Below are 17,029 nucleotides of genomic sequence, written 5' to 3'. Positions count from 1 at the left end.
TAATGAACAAGATGAAGCCGTTCTCGGCGGCTGCTCTGGCGCTGACGCTCGCGGCCTGCGACATGGCACCCAAATATGTGCGCCCTGCCTTGCCGGTGCCGGGCGGGAGCCCGCAGGGGCCGGCCTATCCGGCTGGGCAGGGGCAGGCGATCGTTCCGGCGGATACGGCCTGGAAGGATTTCTTCGTCGATCCCCGCCTGGCGCGGGTGATCGAGACGTCGCTGGCCAATAATCGCGACCTGCGTGTCGCCCTTGCCAATGTCGAGCAGGCGCGGGCGCAATATCGCGTGCGGCGGGCGGACATATTTCCCACTGTGAACGCCAGCGGCAGCGCCACCTATCAGGACACGCCCTTCTCGCAAGTCGGGACGGGCCGGATGGACATCTATTCGGCGTCCGTGGGCGTGTCGGCCTGGGAAGTCGACCTGTTCGGCCGGGTGCGCAACCTCAGCAGGGCGGCGCAGGAACAATATTTCGCATCGGTCGAGAACCGGAATGCGGCGCAGACCGCGCTGGTCGCAGAGGTCGCGAACGCCTGGCTCGCCATGGCGGCGGATCAGGAGCGGCTGAGGATTGCGCGCGATCTGGAAAAAGCCTTCCGCCAGACGCTGGACCTCACCAAGGCCCGCTTCGCCAACGGGATCGCGTCGGAACTGGAAGTGCGGCAGGCGCAGACCAGCCATGACCGGGCGCGGTCCGACATTGCCGAAGCGACGACCCTGGTGGCGCAGGACCAGAATGCGCTGAACCTGCTGGCCGGTATGACGGTGGCGGCGGAGGACTTGCCGGCGGCGATGCCGGATGGCGACGTCACCCTCTCCAACCTGCCGGCCGACCTGCCTTCCACGGCTTTGCTGCGCCGCCCGGACATCATGGCGGCCGAACATCAGTTGCTGGCGGCCAATGCCAATATCGGCGCGGCGCGAGCGGCCTTCTTCCCTAATATCTCCCTGACTGCGGCGTTCGGGACGTTGAGCCTTGGCCTGTCCAATCTGTTCAAGTCGGGCAGCGACACATGGTCGGTGGTGCCGTCCGCCAGCCTGCCGATCTTCGATTTCGGCCGGAACATGGGCAATCTGCGTTATGCGCGGGCCATCTATGACGCGATGGTCGCCACCTATGAGAAGAGCGTGCAGACGGGTTTCCGTGAAGTGGCCGATGCGCTTGCCCGGCGCGGCACGATGACGGAGCAAATGGAGGCGCAGACATCGCTGCGGGATGCGGCGCGGGTAAGCTATCGCCTGTCGGAAGCGCGGTTCCGCGCCGGCGTCGATCCCTTCCTGACCACGCTGGATGCGCAGCGGACGCTCTATAATGCCGAACAGAGCCTGCTGGCGACACGGCTGGCGCGCGCCGCGAACATGGTCGAACTGTATCGCGCGATGGGTGGCGGCCTGAAATGATCTTTGACCGCAAGCGGCGGGAAGGCGGCCATGCATGTCATGCCCCATGCTGGCGTCGGCAAAGGGTTGAAAGGACAGGGCATGACTTATGCATATCGGACGCTGGCATCGCCCGTCGGTGAACTGACGCTGGTCGCGTGCGAGGCGGGACTGGCGGCGGTCCTGTGGCAGGATGACGATCCCCGGCGGGTGCCCATGGGGCAGCGGACCGAAAGGGGCAATCATCCGGTGCTGGAGGAAGCGGGACGGCAACTGAATGAATATTTCGCCGGGCAGCGGGAGACGTTCGACCTGCCGCTGCATTTCAACGGCACGGATTTTCAGAAAAGCGTCTGGACCGCGCTGCTGACCATCCCCTTTGGAGAAACGCGCAGCTATGCCGATATTGCCCGTCAGATCGGGAGACCGTCCGCCTGCCGCGCAGTGGGTGCCGCCAATGGGCGCAACCCGATTTCCATCATTGCGCCGTGCCACCGGGTGGTGGGCGCCAACGGCGCACTGACGGGCTTTGCAGGCGGCTTGAAGGCCAAAAGCTATCTGCTTGGTCTGGAGACAAAATTTCTCTGACATCCATTCGAAAATGGCGCACCCAAGAGGATTCGAACCTCTGGCCTTTGCCTTCGGAGGGCAACGCTCTATCCAGCTGAGCTATGGGTGCGTGTCGCTGGTGCGAAGGGCCGCTTAGCAAAGCCCAATCGCTCGCGCCAGCATCAAAATCGCCTCAGGCCAAAGTTATTTCGCCATTTTCTGCATCGGCTGGAATTTCCCAAGGCCGCAGCTCGGTCCACGCTGCAATCCGCCGGTCTGATAGAGCACCGTGATGATGTCCACCGAGCAGAGCTGGGACAAGCTGGTCTTGTAGAGGAAGCGCCGCTCGAAACCCAGGCTGGGGCAACTCATCGGCAGGATATTCCGATAGACCTTGTTGCCGTTCATGATGAAATCGATGGTCCTGTCGTCGCGGACCTCGGTGGAGCGGATCGCATTCAGTTGAACGCAATCAACCGGCTTGCCGGCGGGGACCAGATTGGCCGGAGCCTTCCCGGCTAGGGCAGGGGCAGCCGTGCAGGCGAGTGCCGCGGCCAGGGCGAATTGGCGGATAAGGGGGGCAGACATATCGTCTCTCCTGTTGACTGTCCGGATGACGTCGCGGGAACCCGTCATCCGTCCTGTCGCTCCTTCTACCGCGCGGCGGCTGAACCGCGCAATAATCAGGGGCTGGTGCCGGGCGCGGGCGTCTTGGGCTTGAAGCGGCAGAGGTCGGCCACGATGCAGCGCCAGCATTCGGGCTTTCGCGCCTTGCAGACATAGCGGCCATGCAGGATCAGCCAGTGATGGGCATCGCGGCGGAAGGGGCCGGGAACGTTTTTCTCGAGCTTCAGTTCGACGGCAAGCGGCGTCTTGCCCGGCGCGAGGCCGGTACGATTGCCGACACGGAAGATGTGGGTGTCGACCGCGAATGTTTCCTGCCCGAACGCGGTGTTGACCACGACATTGGCGGTCTTTCGCCCGACGCCGGGCAGGGTGGTCAGGACATCGCGATCCTGCGGCACTTCTCCGCCGAAATCGCGCAGGAGGATTTCGGACAGGGCGATGACGTTCTTCGCCTTGGCGTTGAAGAGGCCGAGGGTCTTGATATGCTGCTTCAGGCCTTCTTCGCCCAGTTCCACCATCTGCTGCGGCGTGTGGACATCGCGGAAGAGCGCGCGGGTCGCCTTGTTGACGCCCACGTCCGTCGCCTGCGCGGAAAGCAGCACCGCGACCAGCAACTGATAGACATTGCCATATTCCAGCTCCGTTCGGGGCGCCGGATTGGCTTCAGCGAGGCGGCTGAAGAAATCGAAGATCTGGTCCTTCTTCATCGGCGTTTACAGGCCCAGCACGCCCTTCATGTCGTAGCGGCCGACGGGTTGGCCGATCAGCCATTCGGCCCCCTTCACCGCGCCCCGCGCGAAGATGACGCGGTTTTCGGCGCGATGGCCGATTTCGATCCGCTCGCCCTCGGCCGCGAGGATCACCTGATGGTCACCCGCCACCGATCCGCCGCGCAATGCCGCAAAGCCGATCGCACCCCTGGCCCGTGCGCCGGTGATACCGTCGCGCCCGCGTTCGCTATGGTCGGCAAGAGCGATGCCGCGCCCGCGCGCGGCGGCTTCGCCCAGCAACAGCGCAGTGCCGGAAGGCGCATCGACCTTATGACGATGGTGCATTTCGACGATCTCTATGTCCCAATCGTCGTTGAGGCGCGCCGCAGCCTGTTCCACCAGCGCCGCCAGCAGGTTGACGCCCAGAGAGGTATTGCCGGTCTGGAGGATCGGGACTTGCTTTGACGCTTCGTCGATCAGCGCATGGTGCGCGGATTCCAGTCCGGTGGTGCCGATGAGGATCGGCTTCTTCGCCGCAATGCAGGCGTCCAGATGGGCCGACAGGGCGGCGGGCACGGAAAAGTCGATCAGCACGTCGCTTTGCTCGGCCAGGGCAAGCGGATCGGCAGTGATGGCGATGCCGGGGGCAAGCTCTCCCGCGCCACCGCGGTCAGTGCCTCCGGCGATTTCCAGCCCAGCCTCCTGAGCGACCTGCGCGATGGCGCGTCCCATGCGGCCAGCCGCGCCGAAAATCCCGATCCGTGTCATCAGCCTCATTCCCTGAAAGGTCGGATGGCCGATGCCAGAACGGGCCGGGCTTGTCATCCCCGCGGTACGGAAATGGACGATAAATGGCTGGTGAGGCCAAGCCAATGATCCGTTCTGCAAAAACGATGTCCGGATGATCCCGAATGCGGCATAGCCATGACATGCAACCATGGCGCCGGAAGAAGAGATGGACGACATTCGCAATATCGTGATCCTGACCGGCGCGGGAATTTCGGCGGAAAGCGGCCTTGCCACCTTTCGCGGGCCCGATGGCCTGTGGGAGGGGCATAGGGTCGAGGATGTGTGCACGCCCGAAGCTCTGGCGCGGAATGCCGCGCTGGTGCATCGCTTCTATGACGAGCGGCGGGCCAGGCTGAACGAGGTGAAGCCCAATGCCGCGCACGAGGCGCTGGCGGCGCTGGATGCGGCATGGCCGGGCGAGCTGCTGATCGTCACGCAGAATGTGGACGATCTGCACGAGCGGGCCGGGGCGAAGCGGCTGGTCCACATGCATGGCGAGTTGCGGTCGGCGCTCTGTGCGGCTTGCGGCAAGGCGGTGCCATGGACGCCGGCTCTGCCCCCCGGCTCGGCCTGCGACGGGTGCGGGCGTCCGGCCCTGCGCCCCGACATCGTTTTCTTCGGGGAGATGCCCTATCGGATGGATCTGATCGACGATGCCTTGCGGCGGTCCGACCTGTTCGTTTCGGTGGGCACTTCCGGGGCGGTGTATCCGGCGGCGGGATTCGTGCAGACCGCGCGCCATGTGGGCGCCCGGACGCTGGAGTTGAATCTGGAGCCATCAGCGGGCAGCTTCTATTTCGAGGAAAGCCGTATGGGGGCGGCGAGTATCCTGGTGCCGCAATTGGTGCGGGAATTATTGGGGTAGTCCGGAACGGGCCGCTTCGCATGGCCATTGGACCGAAAGCGGATTCTTCTGCGGTCCGGTCGTGCCATCTCGCCTGAGATCCCGGCGTTCGTCCGGATGATGGGGTGAGAGGCCGGGGGACCATGGCGATAATGTCTGCGGATGAGGGGGAGTGTTTTGCTTCCCGCTCCTATTCGCCGGCGGCATTGTCCGCTGGCTCCGGCTCATCCTGATAGAGCAGCATGACCGAGCCGTCCTGTCCGGCGACCACCCGGATGGGCAGGCTGAGTTGCAGGGCGGAGAGGAATTCCTTGCTGTCGGTGATACGGAAGCGGCCGCCGATGCGGAGCGATGAGACCCGGGTGTCCCCGATCAGGATCGGCGCCGCACGGTAGCGGTTGAACTCGCTCGCGGCCTGTTCGATGGTCTCTCCGTCCAGTTCCACCATCTGTTCGCGCCAGGCGGTCCGCTGGCCGATGAAGCGCGAGTCGAGATGGGTGAGCGACACGCTGCGCGGCTGGATGACGGCGCCGCTGCCGGCGCTGATCTGCTGGGCCAGATCGTTGCCGGAATGCACCGTGACGGTGCCCTGCGTGACGGTCAGTTCGACCAATGAAGGGCGCAACCGCACGTTGAAGGCGGTGCCGACGGCGCGGATGACGGCGGAGCGGGCCTCGACGTCGAAGGGGCGGGAGCGGTCGTGGGCGACGTCGAAAGAGGCTTCGCCCTTCAGGATGCGGACCTTGCGGCCATGATCGGTGAAGCGGACCTCGGCGGCGCTGTCGCTGTTGAGATGCAGGGTGGAGCCGTCGTCCAGCGCGATGTCGCTGATCTGGCCGATCCGCGTTTCATAATGGTCGACGCCGCTGAAGGTGCGGACCGTGACGATGGCAGCGACGATGAACAGCATCACCGCGACGGCGGCGGCGATCATGATGTTGCGCGACAGGCGGCGCTGCTGTTCCTCGCTGACGATGGCTTCCAGCGGGGGCAGGTTGACTTCGGCGGCCGCGCTCTTGAGCCGTTCGGCCGCTTCCCAAGCGGCTTCGGCCCGCGCGAACGCTACGGCATGACGGGGATCGGCTTCGACCCAGCGACAGATTTCCGCTTCGACCTCGGGACGAGGATCGCCATTAAGCCTTGCCAGCAGGCGCGCGGCTTCCGCCTCGATCTTGTCCCTGCTTTCGTAGCCCGAATCTGGTCCCGACGCCTGCACGTTCGAAATCCGTTTCCTCACGTTCCGCCCAGGCCCGCATAACTATTGCGATCGCTTTGGCCAGATGTTTTTCAACTGTAGAAACGGACAGGGACATTTCCTCCGCTATTTCCAGCATCGATTTTTCATGGATACGGCGGAGAATGAAGACCCGGCGGCATTGTGTCGGAAGCGAATCGACGATCGTCTCGACCTGGCGCAGGGCCTCGCGGGCGTGAAGCTGAGCCTCCACATTATTTTCGCCCTGCAGCAGTTCCAGGTCGGCAATGGTTTCGAAACTCACCACCTTGTTACGGCGCGCGGTGTCGATCACCAGATTGCGGGCTATGGTGAAGAGATAAGCCCGACCGGTCGTCACATTTTCCCAATTTTCAGTGGCATAGGCGCGGGCGAGTACCTCCGCGACCATGTCTTCCAGTTCCTGATTGGCAGGCAGGATCCTCCGGAGGCGCCCTCTGAGAGCAGCTTCCTGTGGTAGGATCACTGTCTTGAACCATTCCAGCTTAGCGCGAACCCTGTGCACGATGACCCCCTTGCTGTCAGCCGCGCCTCTCCCGAATTCATCTGTTTGTCATAGTTCAATCATGGATGCAGGGGCCTGTCCAGCGATTGCGCAGGCATTATTTCCCGTTTCTGTGGAAAACCCGCGGTCTGTGACCAAAATGTCGATCAGACGGGAGGGAGTTCGGGCGGCGCGCTGTCCGGCTGGTCGAAATCGGGACCATTGGGCACGATTTCCGGCGGCTCGCCGGCGGGGGTTTCGTCGGGCGTGAGGGGCGCAGGGGTTTCCGGCGGCGATTGAGGGTCGATCCTGTCGGGGGGCGGCACGCCGTCGGGCGCCGGGTCGGGGTGGGTGGCCATGGCTGTCTCTCCTTGATATGAGGGGTTACGCCCGGCCGGGCGGATGGGTTCCGTTCGGACTTATCCACCGGTTATCCACAGGCTGGACCTCTGGGCCTTGCTTCATGGGTCGCTTTTCTCTATGCCGCGCCGACCGGCGACCGATGCGGGCGTGGCGAAATTGGTAGACGCGCCAGATTTAGGTTCTGGTATCGCAAGATGTGGGGGTTCGAGTCCCTTCGCCCGCACCAGTGCGCCAGACTCTATAGGATGCGCAGGCGCCAACGAAATTCAGCTTTAGAAAGCGTTTGAGAGAAGAGATGCAGACTGTCGAGACGTTGAACGAGGGCCTGAAGCGCGCCTACACCGTGACCATCACGTCGAAGGACATCGACGCCCGCGTGGAAAAGGAAGTGGCCGCCATCGCGCCGCAGGTCCGCATGCCCGGCTTCCGCCCCGGCAAGGTGCCCGCCAACCTCGTCAAGAAGATGCATGGCGAATCGCTGCAGCGCGATGCGCTCAACAGCTCGATCCAGGACAGCATCCAGAAGCTGATCGCTGACCAGAAGCTGCGCCCCGCGATGCAGCCTTCGGTCGAGCTGGACGAGGCCTTCGAATTCGGCAAGGACGCCGAGGTGAAGGTCGAGCTGGAAGTGCTGCCCGAGATCGCGGCGCCGAGCATCGAAGGGCTGAAGCTGGAGCGTCTGACCGTCGAGGTCGCTGATGCGCAGGTGGATGAAGCCGCTGGCCGCATCGCGACCCAGCAGGGCGCGCTGGAAGAGCATGCCGCCAGCCACAAGGCGAAGGACGGCGATACGCTGACCATCGATTTCGTCGGCAAGATCGACGGCGAGGCCTTTGAGGGCGGTTCGGCCGAGGACGTGAAGCTCAAGATCGGCTCGGGCCAGTTCATCCCGGGCTTCGAGGAGCAGCTTGCCGGCGTCAAGAAGGGTGACGAGAAGACCATCACCGTCACCTTCCCGGAAGATTATGGCGCTGCGCACCTCGCCGGCAAGGAAGCGACCTTCGACATCACCGTCAAGGCGATCCTGAATGCCGACAAGCCCAAGCTGGACGATGATTTCGCCAAGTCGCTGGGCCTGGAGGGTCTGGACAAGCTCAAGGAACTGCTGAAGGGCCAGATCGAGCAGGAACATAATGGCCTGACCCGCACCCATATGAAGCGCAAGCTGCTCGACCAGCTCGCCGCTGCCCACGATTTCGACGTGCCGCCGAGCATGGTCGAGGCCGAGTTCAACCAGATCTGGGCGCAGCTCCAGCACGAAGCCAGCCATGAGGAAGACCCCGAAGCGGCCCTCAAGGAGATGGAAGCGGAGAAGGAAGACTATCGCGCCATCGCCGTGCGCCGCGTCCGCCTGGGCCTGCTGCTTTCGGAAATCGGCCAGGCCAATGGCGTTGTCGTCAGCGATCAGGAAATGAACCGCCTGATCATGCAGGCAGCCCAGCAGTACAGCCCGCAGGACCGCGAGCGCTTCGTGCAATATGTGCGTCAGGACCCGATGGCGGCCGCGCAGCTCCGTGCGCCGCTCTATGAGGACAAGGTGGTGGACTTCCTGTTCGAGAAGGCGGAGATCACCGACCGGGCCGTCAGCCGGGAAGAGCTGGAAGCCGCGATCGAGGCTGAGGATGGCGATCTGAAGCCGCACGTCCACGGTCCGGGCTGTGGTCATGATCATGACCATGATCATGACGAAAAGCCCAAGGCGAAGAAGGCTGCGCCGAAGAAGAAGGCTGCCGAGGCCGAGGAAGCGGCTCCGGCCGAGGCTGCCGCCGAAGAGGCCCCGGCCAAGAAGGCTCCGGCCAAGAAGGCCGCCGCCAAGAAGGATGAGGCCGTGGCTGAGGAAGCCGCTGCCGAGGAGAAGCCCAAGGCCAAGAAAGCTCCGGCCAAGAAGGCTGCCACCAAGGCTGAATAAGGCCTTTTCGGTCTGACTGGACAAGCGCCCGGCTTCGCAAGGAAGCCCGGGCGCTTTTCATTTCGGGCGCGGCATGGCAGACGAAATGTTAATGAGGTCCGTTCATGTCGAGAGGGGGCAGGATCGGGGGGAGTCGAACTCCTGCCAAGGCAGGATTCCAGTCCCGCCGTTTGAATTGGGTCCTGCCTTCGCAGGAACATGCCGTGTTTCCGAGGTGATGCGGCGGCGCTAAAAAGGTTTCGGGTCGATGAAGGAATTTCCGGCAGTGGAAAGCGGGGAGGGCGTTGCCACGCCGAGGATCGCCGTCATCCTGCCCTGCTATAATGAGGCCGGTGCGATCGTTCGGACGGTGGGGGATTTCCGCCGGGCGCTCCCCTCCGCCGAAATTTACGTGTTCGACAACAACAGCACGGACGGCAGCCGCGAACTGGCAGCTGGGGCTGGGGCTATCGTCCGCCGCGTGGCGCAACAGGGCAAGGGCCATGTGGTGCGCCGCATGTTCGCGGACGTGGATGCCGATATCTACATCATGGCGGATGGCGATGCGACCTACGAGGCTGCGGCCGCTCCAAAGATGGTGGCGGCAATGCTGGAAGATAATCTCGACATGGTCGTGGGCGCAAGGCGGAGCGAGATAGAGGAGGCCTATCGGCGCGGGCATCGCTTCGGCAATTGGGCGCTGACCAGCCTACTCAAGCGGCTGTTCGGACGCAGCTTCACGGACATACTTTCCGGATACCGTGTCTTCTCCCGACGGTTCGTCAAGAGCTTTCCCGTCCTTTCCGCCGGGTTCGAGATCGAGACGGAGATCAGCGTCCACGCGCTGGAACTCGCCATGCCCGTGTCGGAGGTGGTCACCGCCTATGGCGCGCGGCTGGAAGGATCGGTCAGCAAGCTCAGCACCTATCGCGACGGCTGGCGCATCCTGCGGACGATCATCACCCTTTATCGCATCGAACGGCCGATCCTGTTCTTCGGCATCATCGCCGCCCTGCTGGCATTGACGGGACTGGTCCTGGCAGCGCCGCTGATCCTCACCTATATGAAAACGGGGCTTGTGCCGCGCTTTCCGACCGCCATATTGGTGACGGGCCTCATGATCCTCGCGACGCTTTCGGGCATGTGCGGCCTTATATTGGACACCGTGGTGCGCGGGCGGCGGGAGGTTCGCCGGCTTGCCTATCTCGCCTTCAAGGCGCCATCCGACTTCGCCCGGCGCGACTGATTGCGCCCCGTTCGGCCGGGTAAACAGACCGCGTTTCACGCGACCCCTTGAACAGTCCGCTTTTTGTGCCGATGTAGAGAACGGGCAAAAGCAACACACCCTGAAAGAGCAAAATGACCGATATCATGTCCGATCCCATGGCCGCTCTGGTCCCTATCGTCATCGAACAGTCGAACCGGGGCGAGCGCAGCTTCGACATCTATTCGCGCCTGCTGCGGGAGCGGATCATCTTCGTCACCGGCCAGGTCGAGGATCATATGGCCTCGCTGATCGTCGCCCAGTTGCTGTTCCTTGAGTCGGAAAATCCGAAGAAGGACATCTGGATGTACATAAACTCGCCCGGCGGGGTGGTGACGTCCGGCATGGCGATCCACGATACGATGAAATATATCCGTCCACAGGTGGGCACCGTGTGCATCGGCCAGGCTGCCTCCATGGGCAGCTTCCTGCTCGCGGCAGGCGAGCCGGGCAAGCGCATCGCGCTCAGCAACGCGCGCATCATGGTGCACCAGCCATCGGGCGGCGCGCAGGGCATGGCGTCGGACATCGAAATCCAGGCCAAGGAAATCCTGCGCATCCGCAGCCGCCTCAACAACCTCTACGTCCAATATACCGGGCGTTCGCTGGAGGAAGTGGAGCGCGCCATGGACCGCGATACCTTCCTTGAGGCGGAGGAAGCCAAGGCCTTCGGTCTGGTCGACGAAGTGTTCGACCGCCGGCCGGCCATGGCGGAAACCCCCGAGGGCTAAAACCTATGTTTACCGCACGCGCCCTTTTCTCCCCTTGTGAAACGGGCGCGTCGCGGTCTAGGATGATCCTAGGACCAGAATATCCCTCGGCATGGGGCGGCTGTTCGCCTCAAAAGAGGGAAGAGAGATTGGCGAATGACTAAGCTTACGGGCTCCGATTCTAAAAGCACGCTTTACTGCTCCTTCTGCGGCAAGTCGCAGCATGAGGTGCGTAAGCTGATCGCGGGGCCGACCGTGTTCATCTGCGACGAGTGCGTGGAACTGTGCAACGACATCATCCGGGAGGAGACCAAGGGCGGTCTCGTCGGCAAGAAGGATGGCGGCGTGCCGACCCCGCAGGAAATCTGCGATGTGCTGGACGATTATGTGATCGGCCAGAACCGGGCGAAGCGCGTCCTGTCGGTTGCCGTCCACAACCATTACAAGCGCCTCAACCACGGCACCAAGCCGGGCGAGGTGGAACTGGCCAAGTCCAACATCCTGCTGGTCGGTCCGACCGGCTGCGGCAAGACGCTGCTGGCGCAGACGCTGGCCAAGACGTTCGACGTGCCCTTCACCATGGCCGACGCGACCACGCTGACCGAGGCGGGCTATGTGGGCGAGGATGTGGAGAACATCATCCTCAAGCTGCTCCAGGCGTCGGATTATAATGTCGAGAAGGCGCAGCGCGGCATCGTCTACATCGACGAGATCGACAAGATCAGCCGCAAGGCCGAAAATCCGTCGATCACGCGCGACGTGTCGGGTGAGGGCGTGCAGCAGGCGCTGCTGAAGCTGATGGAAGGTACGACGGCTTCGGTTCCGCCGCAGGGCGGGCGCAAGCATCCGCAGCAGGAGTTCCTCCAGGTCGATACGACCAACATCCTTTTCATCTGCGGTGGCGCGTTCGCAGGCCTGGAAAAGATCATCGGCGACCGTCTGGAGGCCAAGTCGATCGGCTTCGGTGCTCATGTCGCCGCGCCCGAGGAGCGAAAGACCGGCGAACTGCTGCGCCAGAGCGAGCCGGAGGATCTGCTGAAATTCGGGCTCATCCCTGAGTTCGTCGGTCGTCTGCCGGTGATAGCGACGCTGGAAGATCTGGACGTGGCTGCGCTGGTCAAGATTCTGGTTGAGCCGAAGAACGCACTGGTGAAGCAATATGCCAAGCTGTTCGACATGGAGAATGTCGAACTCAGCTTCACGGACGATGCCCTGACCGCCATTGCCAAGAAGGCCATCGAGCGGAAGACGGGCGCGCGCGGGCTTCGCTCGATCCTGGAGGCCATCCTGCTCGACACCATGTTCGACTTGCCTTCGATGGAGGGCGTGGGAGAAGTGGTGGTCGACAAGGATGTGGTCGCCGGCAGCAAGGAGCCGATTCGCGTGTTCAGCGAAAAGGACAAGCGGGCCGAAGACGCGGCCTGACTTTCGCGCGCTGCAACAGGTTAAATCAGGGAGAGGCCAGCGAGTTTCGCTGGCCTTTTTCGCGTCTTAATATTGGCTCGGTAAAAATTCTTGCTGCGTTGCAAAATTGCACCACTGTCAAATAGCTGCTCCGAGAGATCAGTTATTCTATATAAATCAATAGCTTGATGTCATCTTGCAACGTCCCTTGTAAGCATTGTCCATGCTGCATGCGCGGCCGTCACGTGAATGCTGTTATATTGTAGTAAAATTGCAATCAGAGCATCACAGGGCCGTCGCCATCGGCCGCCACAGGCGGCGCCAGCTCCACAGAGCAAAATAAAGCAGGCGCGACGCGCCAAACTTTCAAAGGGACAAAAATCAGATGAAACAGCTTCTTATGTGTAGCGCTGCGCTTGTCGCCGTGGCTGCGCCCATTGCCGCGTTTGCGCAGTCGACGGGGTCGATCGACTTTGAAAATGAAATCGTTGTGACTGGCGCTAGTGTGGACAAGGGCCTAGGCGGCGTAATCGTACCTGATACCAGCAAGGCCAAGGCCGTGCTCGGCGCTGAGTTCATCCAAGCCCAGACACCCGGCCAGTCGATCAACGAGGTGATCAACCAGCTTCCGGGCGTTAGCTTCCAGAATAACGATCCCTTTGGTTCTGCTGGCGGCACCATGACAATCCGCGGCTTCGACGACAGCCGCATTTCCCAAACCTTCGACGGTCTTCCCCTCAACGACACGGGCGGTTACTCGATCTATTCGAACCAGCAGCTCGATCCTGAAATCATCGACCAAGTGAACGTGAACTTAGGTTCTACCGATGTGGACAGCCCAACGGCTGCTGCCAGCGGTTCAACGGTAAATTACCGTTCGATCACGCCAAGCGAAGATTTTGGCGCGAAGATGGTCGCTTCCGTTGGGGATTTCAGCTTCTTTCGTCTGTTTGGCATGGTTCAGACGGGCAATCTCACGCCGTGGGGCACTCGTGCATTCGTTTCTGCCAGCCGTGCGACAAACAATGCCATCTACGGCGGTATAGGTGAAATCGACAAGCAGCAATATAACGCCAAAATTTACCAGCCGATCGGCAGCAATGGCGACTTCATCTCCCTCGCCGGGCACTATAATGAAAATCGGAACAATTTTTTTGGCTCAGTTCCCTTGCGGGTAGACGGCGGGCGAGTGGCTGGCAGCGCGAGCGCCAACCGTTTTCCAATCACGAAGGATGAACGCTTTTACGAAACCGCTCGTTGTACCATTCCGGCCGGAGTTACTGGTGCAGTCGATACCGCCAGTTCCTGTGGTTCCGATTATGAGTATCGATACAACCCGTCCAATACAGGCAACATCCGCATCAATTCACGCTTTACGTTGGCGGACGGACTGATCCTTACCGTCGATCCCAGCTACCAATATACAAAGGCGAACGGCGGCGGTACCAGCATCGCTTCTGAAGGTCTTACCCCGGCAAGCTCGGGCATTGCAGGCGCGGTCGGCTTCATTCAGGGTTCGTCGAGCTCAACCCAATATTATTTCGGGCGCGACCTGAATGGCGATGGTGATATGCGCGACACCGTTCGTGTTCATTCGCCCAGCCAGACGCAGACCCATCGCTATGGGTTGATCGCTTCGCTTCGCTACGATCTGGATGACAACAACACGTTGCGCGTGGCCTACAGCTATGATCGTGGCCGGCATCGGCAGACCGGCGAAGCGGGCTATCTTCAGACGATCGGCTTCGGCGCCGAACCTTTTCCCGTCAATCATCCGATCAAGGACGTAAACGGTGCGGCGGTGGAGAAGCGCAATCGCTTGTCCTATGCCATCCTGCATCAGGTTTCGGGTGAATATCGCGGCAAATTCAATGCCTTCACTGTCAATGTCGGGTTGCGGGCGCCTTTCTTCAAGCGCGACCTTAACAACTACTGCTTCACTCAGAGTGCGTCGGGCAACCTTCGCTGTTTCGAGCCGGGATCGTCGATCGAGGCTGCCTATGCGGTTGCGAACCCAACAGTGCAGGGACCGCAGCAGCGCATCTTCAAATATGACAAACTGCTGCCGAACGCTGGTTTCGTTTTCAACGCCAACCAGGCGCTGGACATTTTCGGCAACTATTCAAAGGGCCTCCAGGTCCCGGGGACCGACAACCTCTATCAGTCCTTCTATTACGATCCGGCAAATCCCAACGCCAATCCTTCGCCTGAAACAACGGATAATTTCGACCTTGGCATTCGTTATCGGACGGCTACGCTACAGGCGCAGCTGTCGGGTTGGTACACGATCTATAAGGATCGCCTCGCATCCGCTTATGATCGCGATCTGGACACCACCATCTATCGCAACCTGGGTCGTGTCGATAAATATGGCATAGATGGCAGCATTACATATCAGCCGATGCCGGAGCTGATGTTCTATGTCTTCGGTTCCTACCTGAAGTCGAAGATCAAGGATGATGTCGAACTGACGGCGACCACCCAGGCGCAAACCTCGGGGAAACGTGAATCGGGTGCTCCCATCTATACGCTCGGCGGCCGCATTCAGGGCGAGATCGAAGGAGTTCGTCTGGGTGTTCAGGCGAAGCGCACCGGCTCACGTTATGTGAACGACCAGAACCTGCCGGTATTCCAGAACGGAGCGCAGGTCTATGGTGCCAAGGCGCCCGGCTATACGCTCATCGATCTCGACGCGCGCTATTCGTTGGAGAAATTCGGTGCGCCCGGCGTCGCGGTTCAGTTGAACGTGACCAATGTGTTCGACAAGCTCTATGTGGGCGGTTTCGATGGCACCCTGTCGAATACGAGCATCACCTTCGCGCAGATTGGCGCGCCGCGGACCTTCGTGGGATCGCTGGTCGTCAGCTTCTAAGGTTTGGTACCTTATGGAAGAAAGGGCGCGGAGAGATCCGCGCCCTTTTCATTTCAGGCAGCTATCCAGCCCGTCGCGCTGGACAATACCGATGCGGGCGGTGATGCTGTTGCCATAGCGGCGGGTGAAGCCATGGGGGTCGATGGCTTTACGCTTCTTGGGAAGAGGCAGGACTGCGGCGATGCGGGCGGCCTCTGCACGGGTCAGTCGCTGGGCGCCGTGGTGGAAATAGCGGATCGCGCCAGCCTGCGCGCCATAAGTGCCGATGCCGGTTTCCGCGACATTCAGATACACCTCCATGATCCGGCGCTTGCCCCAGATCGCTTCGATCAGGAGCGTGAACCAGGCCTCCAGCCCCTTGCGGACGAAACTGCCGCCCTGGAACAGGAAAACATTTTTTGCGGTCTGCTGGCTGATGGTCGATCCGCCGCGGATGCGGCCGCCGCTCGCATTGTGCCGCATGGCCTGAGCGATGGCGACGGCGTCGAAGCCATGATGGCTGCAAAAGCGGCTATCCTCCGCGGCGATGGCGGCGCGCGCCATGTCCGGGTCCATCTTGTCCAGGCTCATCCAATCCTTGGTGATGCCGTTGGGGTCCAGCAACATCGTCCATGTCACGGGCGGCGGCACGAAGCGATAAATCACCACCATCAACAGAGAGAGGGCAACGAAACCACCGATGATCTTGAGGATGATCCCGATCCAGCGGGAGCGGCGGCGAGGGGAAGCGGACTTGGCGTTCATACTGCCGTGGTAGCGCGGATGCCGGGCGGTTCAAGATGGGAGAAGGCCACTCTTCGTGCCGACGAAAGCCGGGCTCATGACGCCAGGTGCACTTTTGCTGCCTGAGATCCCGGTTTAGCGCGGATCACGAATGATTATTGAGTGGGTGAGCGAAAAAAAAAGCCCCGGATTTCACTCCGGGGCTCCTTTGCGTTTTGCCATCCGGTCAGACAGCAGCGAGGCGGGAGATTTTGCCCAGCTTGTCGCCTGCAATCCGCATCATCGCCTTTTGCAGCTTCTCGAAAGCGCGGACCTCGATCTGGCGGACGCGCTCCCGGCTGACGCCATAGACCTGCGAGAGTTCCTCGAGCGTCTTGGGTTCCTCCGCCAGGCGCCGTTCGGCCAGAATATGCTTCTCCCGATCGTTGAGGTCGTCCATTGCCTCCACCAGCATGTCGTGGCGCAGTTCGCTCTCCTGCTGGTCGGCGACGCGTTCGTCCTGGAGCGGATCGGTGTCAGCCAGCCAATCCTGCCACTGGCCCTCGCCATCCTCGCGCATCGGCACGTTGAGCGACGTGTCGCCGCCCATCGCCATGCGGCGGTTCATGGAGATGACATCCTCCTCCGTAACGCCCAGATCGGTCGCGATCTTCCTGACGTCGTCGGGGTGCAGGTCTCCATCTTCGAACGCTTCGATATTGTTCTTCATCCGGCGCAGGTTGAAGAACAGCTTCTTCTGCGCAGCGGTGGTGCCCATCTTCACGAGGCTCCAGGACCGCAGGATGAATTCCTGGATCGATGCGCGAATCCACCACATGGCATAGGTCGCCAGACGGAAGCCGCGATCCGGCTCGAACTTCTTCACGCCCTGCATCAGGCCGATATTGCCTTCGCTGATCAGCTCGCTGACCGGCAGGCCATAGCCGCGATAGCCCATGGCGATCTTCGCCACGAGGCGCAGATGCGAGGTCACGAGCTGGGCAGCGGCTTCGGAATCCGCATGCTCGGCATAGCGCTTCGCGAGCATATATTCCTGCTCGGGCGTCAGAATCGGAAATTTGCGGATTTCCGACAGATAGCGGTTGAGGCTGGCTTCACCGCCCAGCGCCGGAACCGCGGGGACATTGCTTTTATCAGCCATGTCGTCACCTTTCCCTTTCATGCGCGGCGGGACCCAGAAGAGGCG

Annotated in this window: 16 protein-coding genes and 2 tRNA genes; 9 read left to right on the top strand and 9 right to left on the bottom strand. The window is 61.7% G+C overall.

The window, feature by feature from the left end; all coding sequences use genetic code 11:
• Positions 1–2: 2 nt before the first annotated feature.
• Complete coding sequence (locus tag H5V43_RS06635; RefSeq protein ID WP_099185728.1) at positions 3–1,403, top strand: efflux transporter outer membrane subunit; 1,401 nt, start codon at positions 3–5, stop codon at positions 1,401–1,403.
• Between the two features lie 81 nt (positions 1,404–1,484).
• Positions 1,485–1,970: a methylated-DNA--[protein]-cysteine S-methyltransferase gene (locus H5V43_RS06630; protein ID WP_025549195.1), complete on the top strand. Its 486-nt coding sequence runs from the start codon at positions 1,485–1,487 to the stop codon at positions 1,968–1,970.
• A 14-nt stretch (positions 1,971–1,984) separates the two neighbouring features.
• On the opposite strand, the gene H5V43_RS06625 is transcribed toward H5V43_RS06630, so the two are convergent.
• The 4 genes from H5V43_RS06625 to dapB all read right to left on the bottom strand — a co-directional run bounded on the left by H5V43_RS06625 (position 1,985) and on the right by dapB (position 4,036).
• Positions 1,985–2,061: transfer RNA gene (locus tag H5V43_RS06625), tRNA-Arg, on the bottom strand.
• Positions 2,062–2,135: 74 nt separating this feature from the next.
• Positions 2,136–2,519: a hypothetical protein gene (locus tag H5V43_RS06620; protein ID WP_025549197.1), complete on the bottom strand. Its 384-nt coding sequence runs from the start codon at positions 2,517–2,519 to the stop codon at positions 2,136–2,138.
• A gap of 95 nt (positions 2,520–2,614) precedes the next feature.
• The gene (gene nth, locus H5V43_RS06615; RefSeq protein WP_025549198.1) at positions 2,615–3,265 is read right to left on the bottom strand and encodes an endonuclease III; all 651 of its coding nucleotides are present in this window, start codon (positions 3,263–3,265) and stop codon (positions 2,615–2,617) included.
• Positions 3,266–3,271: 6 nt separating this feature from the next.
• The gene (gene dapB / locus H5V43_RS06610; protein WP_025549199.1) at positions 3,272–4,036 is read right to left on the bottom strand and encodes a 4-hydroxy-tetrahydrodipicolinate reductase; all 765 of its coding nucleotides are present in this window, start codon (positions 4,034–4,036) and stop codon (positions 3,272–3,274) included.
• Between the two features lie 187 nt (positions 4,037–4,223).
• On the opposite strand from dapB, the gene H5V43_RS06605 reads away from it, so the two are divergent.
• The gene (locus H5V43_RS06605; protein WP_025549201.1) at positions 4,224–4,922 is read left to right on the top strand and encodes an NAD-dependent deacylase; all 699 of its coding nucleotides are present in this window, start codon (positions 4,224–4,226) and stop codon (positions 4,920–4,922) included.
• A gap of 169 nt (positions 4,923–5,091) precedes the next feature.
• On the opposite strand, the gene H5V43_RS06600 is transcribed toward H5V43_RS06605, so the two are convergent.
• The 3 genes from H5V43_RS06600 to H5V43_RS06590 all read right to left on the bottom strand — a co-directional run bounded on the left by H5V43_RS06600 (position 5,092) and on the right by H5V43_RS06590 (position 6,978).
• Complete coding sequence (locus tag H5V43_RS06600) at positions 5,092–6,117, bottom strand: FecR family protein (protein WP_025549202.1); 1,026 nt, start codon at positions 6,115–6,117, stop codon at positions 5,092–5,094.
• Positions 6,035–6,640 carry a sigma-70 family RNA polymerase sigma factor gene (locus H5V43_RS06595; protein WP_048575718.1) on the bottom strand — a complete coding sequence of 202 codons (606 nt, stop codon included), beginning with the start codon at positions 6,638–6,640 and terminating at the stop codon, positions 6,035–6,037. The genes H5V43_RS06600 and H5V43_RS06595 overlap by 83 nt, the downstream gene beginning before the upstream one ends.
• 146 nt (positions 6,641–6,786) lie before the next feature.
• On the bottom strand, positions 6,787–6,978 hold the full coding sequence (locus H5V43_RS06590; RefSeq protein WP_044662444.1) for a hypothetical protein: 192 nt from the start codon (positions 6,976–6,978) through the stop codon (positions 6,787–6,789).
• A 145-nt stretch (positions 6,979–7,123) separates the two neighbouring features.
• Between H5V43_RS06590 and H5V43_RS06585 the strand changes: the two genes are divergently transcribed.
• From H5V43_RS06585 to H5V43_RS06560, 6 genes are all read left to right on the top strand, one after another.
• Positions 7,124–7,208 (top strand) — tRNA-Leu (locus H5V43_RS06585).
• 69 nt (positions 7,209–7,277) lie between these two features.
• Positions 7,278–8,891 (top strand): trigger factor, encoded by a 1,614-nt coding sequence (gene tig, locus H5V43_RS06580; protein ID WP_099185743.1) that lies wholly within the window; start codon positions 7,278–7,280, stop codon positions 8,889–8,891.
• A 247-nt stretch (positions 8,892–9,138) separates the two neighbouring features.
• Positions 9,139–10,116: a glycosyltransferase family 2 protein gene (locus H5V43_RS06575; protein WP_099185744.1), complete on the top strand. Its 978-nt coding sequence runs from the start codon at positions 9,139–9,141 to the stop codon at positions 10,114–10,116.
• Positions 10,117–10,229: 113 nt separating this feature from the next.
• A complete protein-coding gene (gene clpP / locus H5V43_RS06570) occupies positions 10,230–10,865 on the top strand; it encodes an ATP-dependent Clp endopeptidase proteolytic subunit ClpP (RefSeq protein ID WP_007685070.1) in 636 nt (211 codons plus the stop codon).
• Between the two features lie 135 nt (positions 10,866–11,000).
• The gene (clpX, locus tag H5V43_RS06565; protein WP_007685071.1) at positions 11,001–12,269 is read left to right on the top strand and encodes an ATP-dependent Clp protease ATP-binding subunit ClpX; all 1,269 of its coding nucleotides are present in this window, start codon (positions 11,001–11,003) and stop codon (positions 12,267–12,269) included.
• 364 nt (positions 12,270–12,633) lie between these two features.
• A complete protein-coding gene (locus tag H5V43_RS06560; RefSeq protein ID WP_099185746.1) occupies positions 12,634–15,120 on the top strand; it encodes a TonB-dependent receptor in 2,487 nt (828 codons plus the stop codon).
• 48 nt (positions 15,121–15,168) lie between these two features.
• Here the strand turns inward: H5V43_RS06560 and mtgA are convergent, their stop codons facing one another.
• Both mtgA and rpoH read right to left on the bottom strand, forming a co-directional pair.
• Positions 15,169–15,864: a monofunctional biosynthetic peptidoglycan transglycosylase gene (mtgA, locus tag H5V43_RS06555; RefSeq protein WP_025548841.1), complete on the bottom strand. Its 696-nt coding sequence runs from the start codon at positions 15,862–15,864 to the stop codon at positions 15,169–15,171.
• Positions 15,865–16,069: 205 nt separating this feature from the next.
• A complete protein-coding gene (rpoH, locus tag H5V43_RS06550; RefSeq protein ID WP_025548839.1) occupies positions 16,070–16,984 on the bottom strand; it encodes an RNA polymerase sigma factor RpoH in 915 nt (304 codons plus the stop codon).
• Between the last annotated feature and the right edge of the window lie 45 nt (positions 16,985–17,029).

Source organism: Sphingobium fuliginis (assembly GCF_015074805.1).
In the GTDB taxonomy this organism is placed as follows: domain Bacteria; phylum Pseudomonadota; class Alphaproteobacteria; order Sphingomonadales; family Sphingomonadaceae; genus Sphingobium; species Sphingobium fuliginis.
This window is presented reverse-complemented; position numbering and strand designations above follow the sequence as displayed.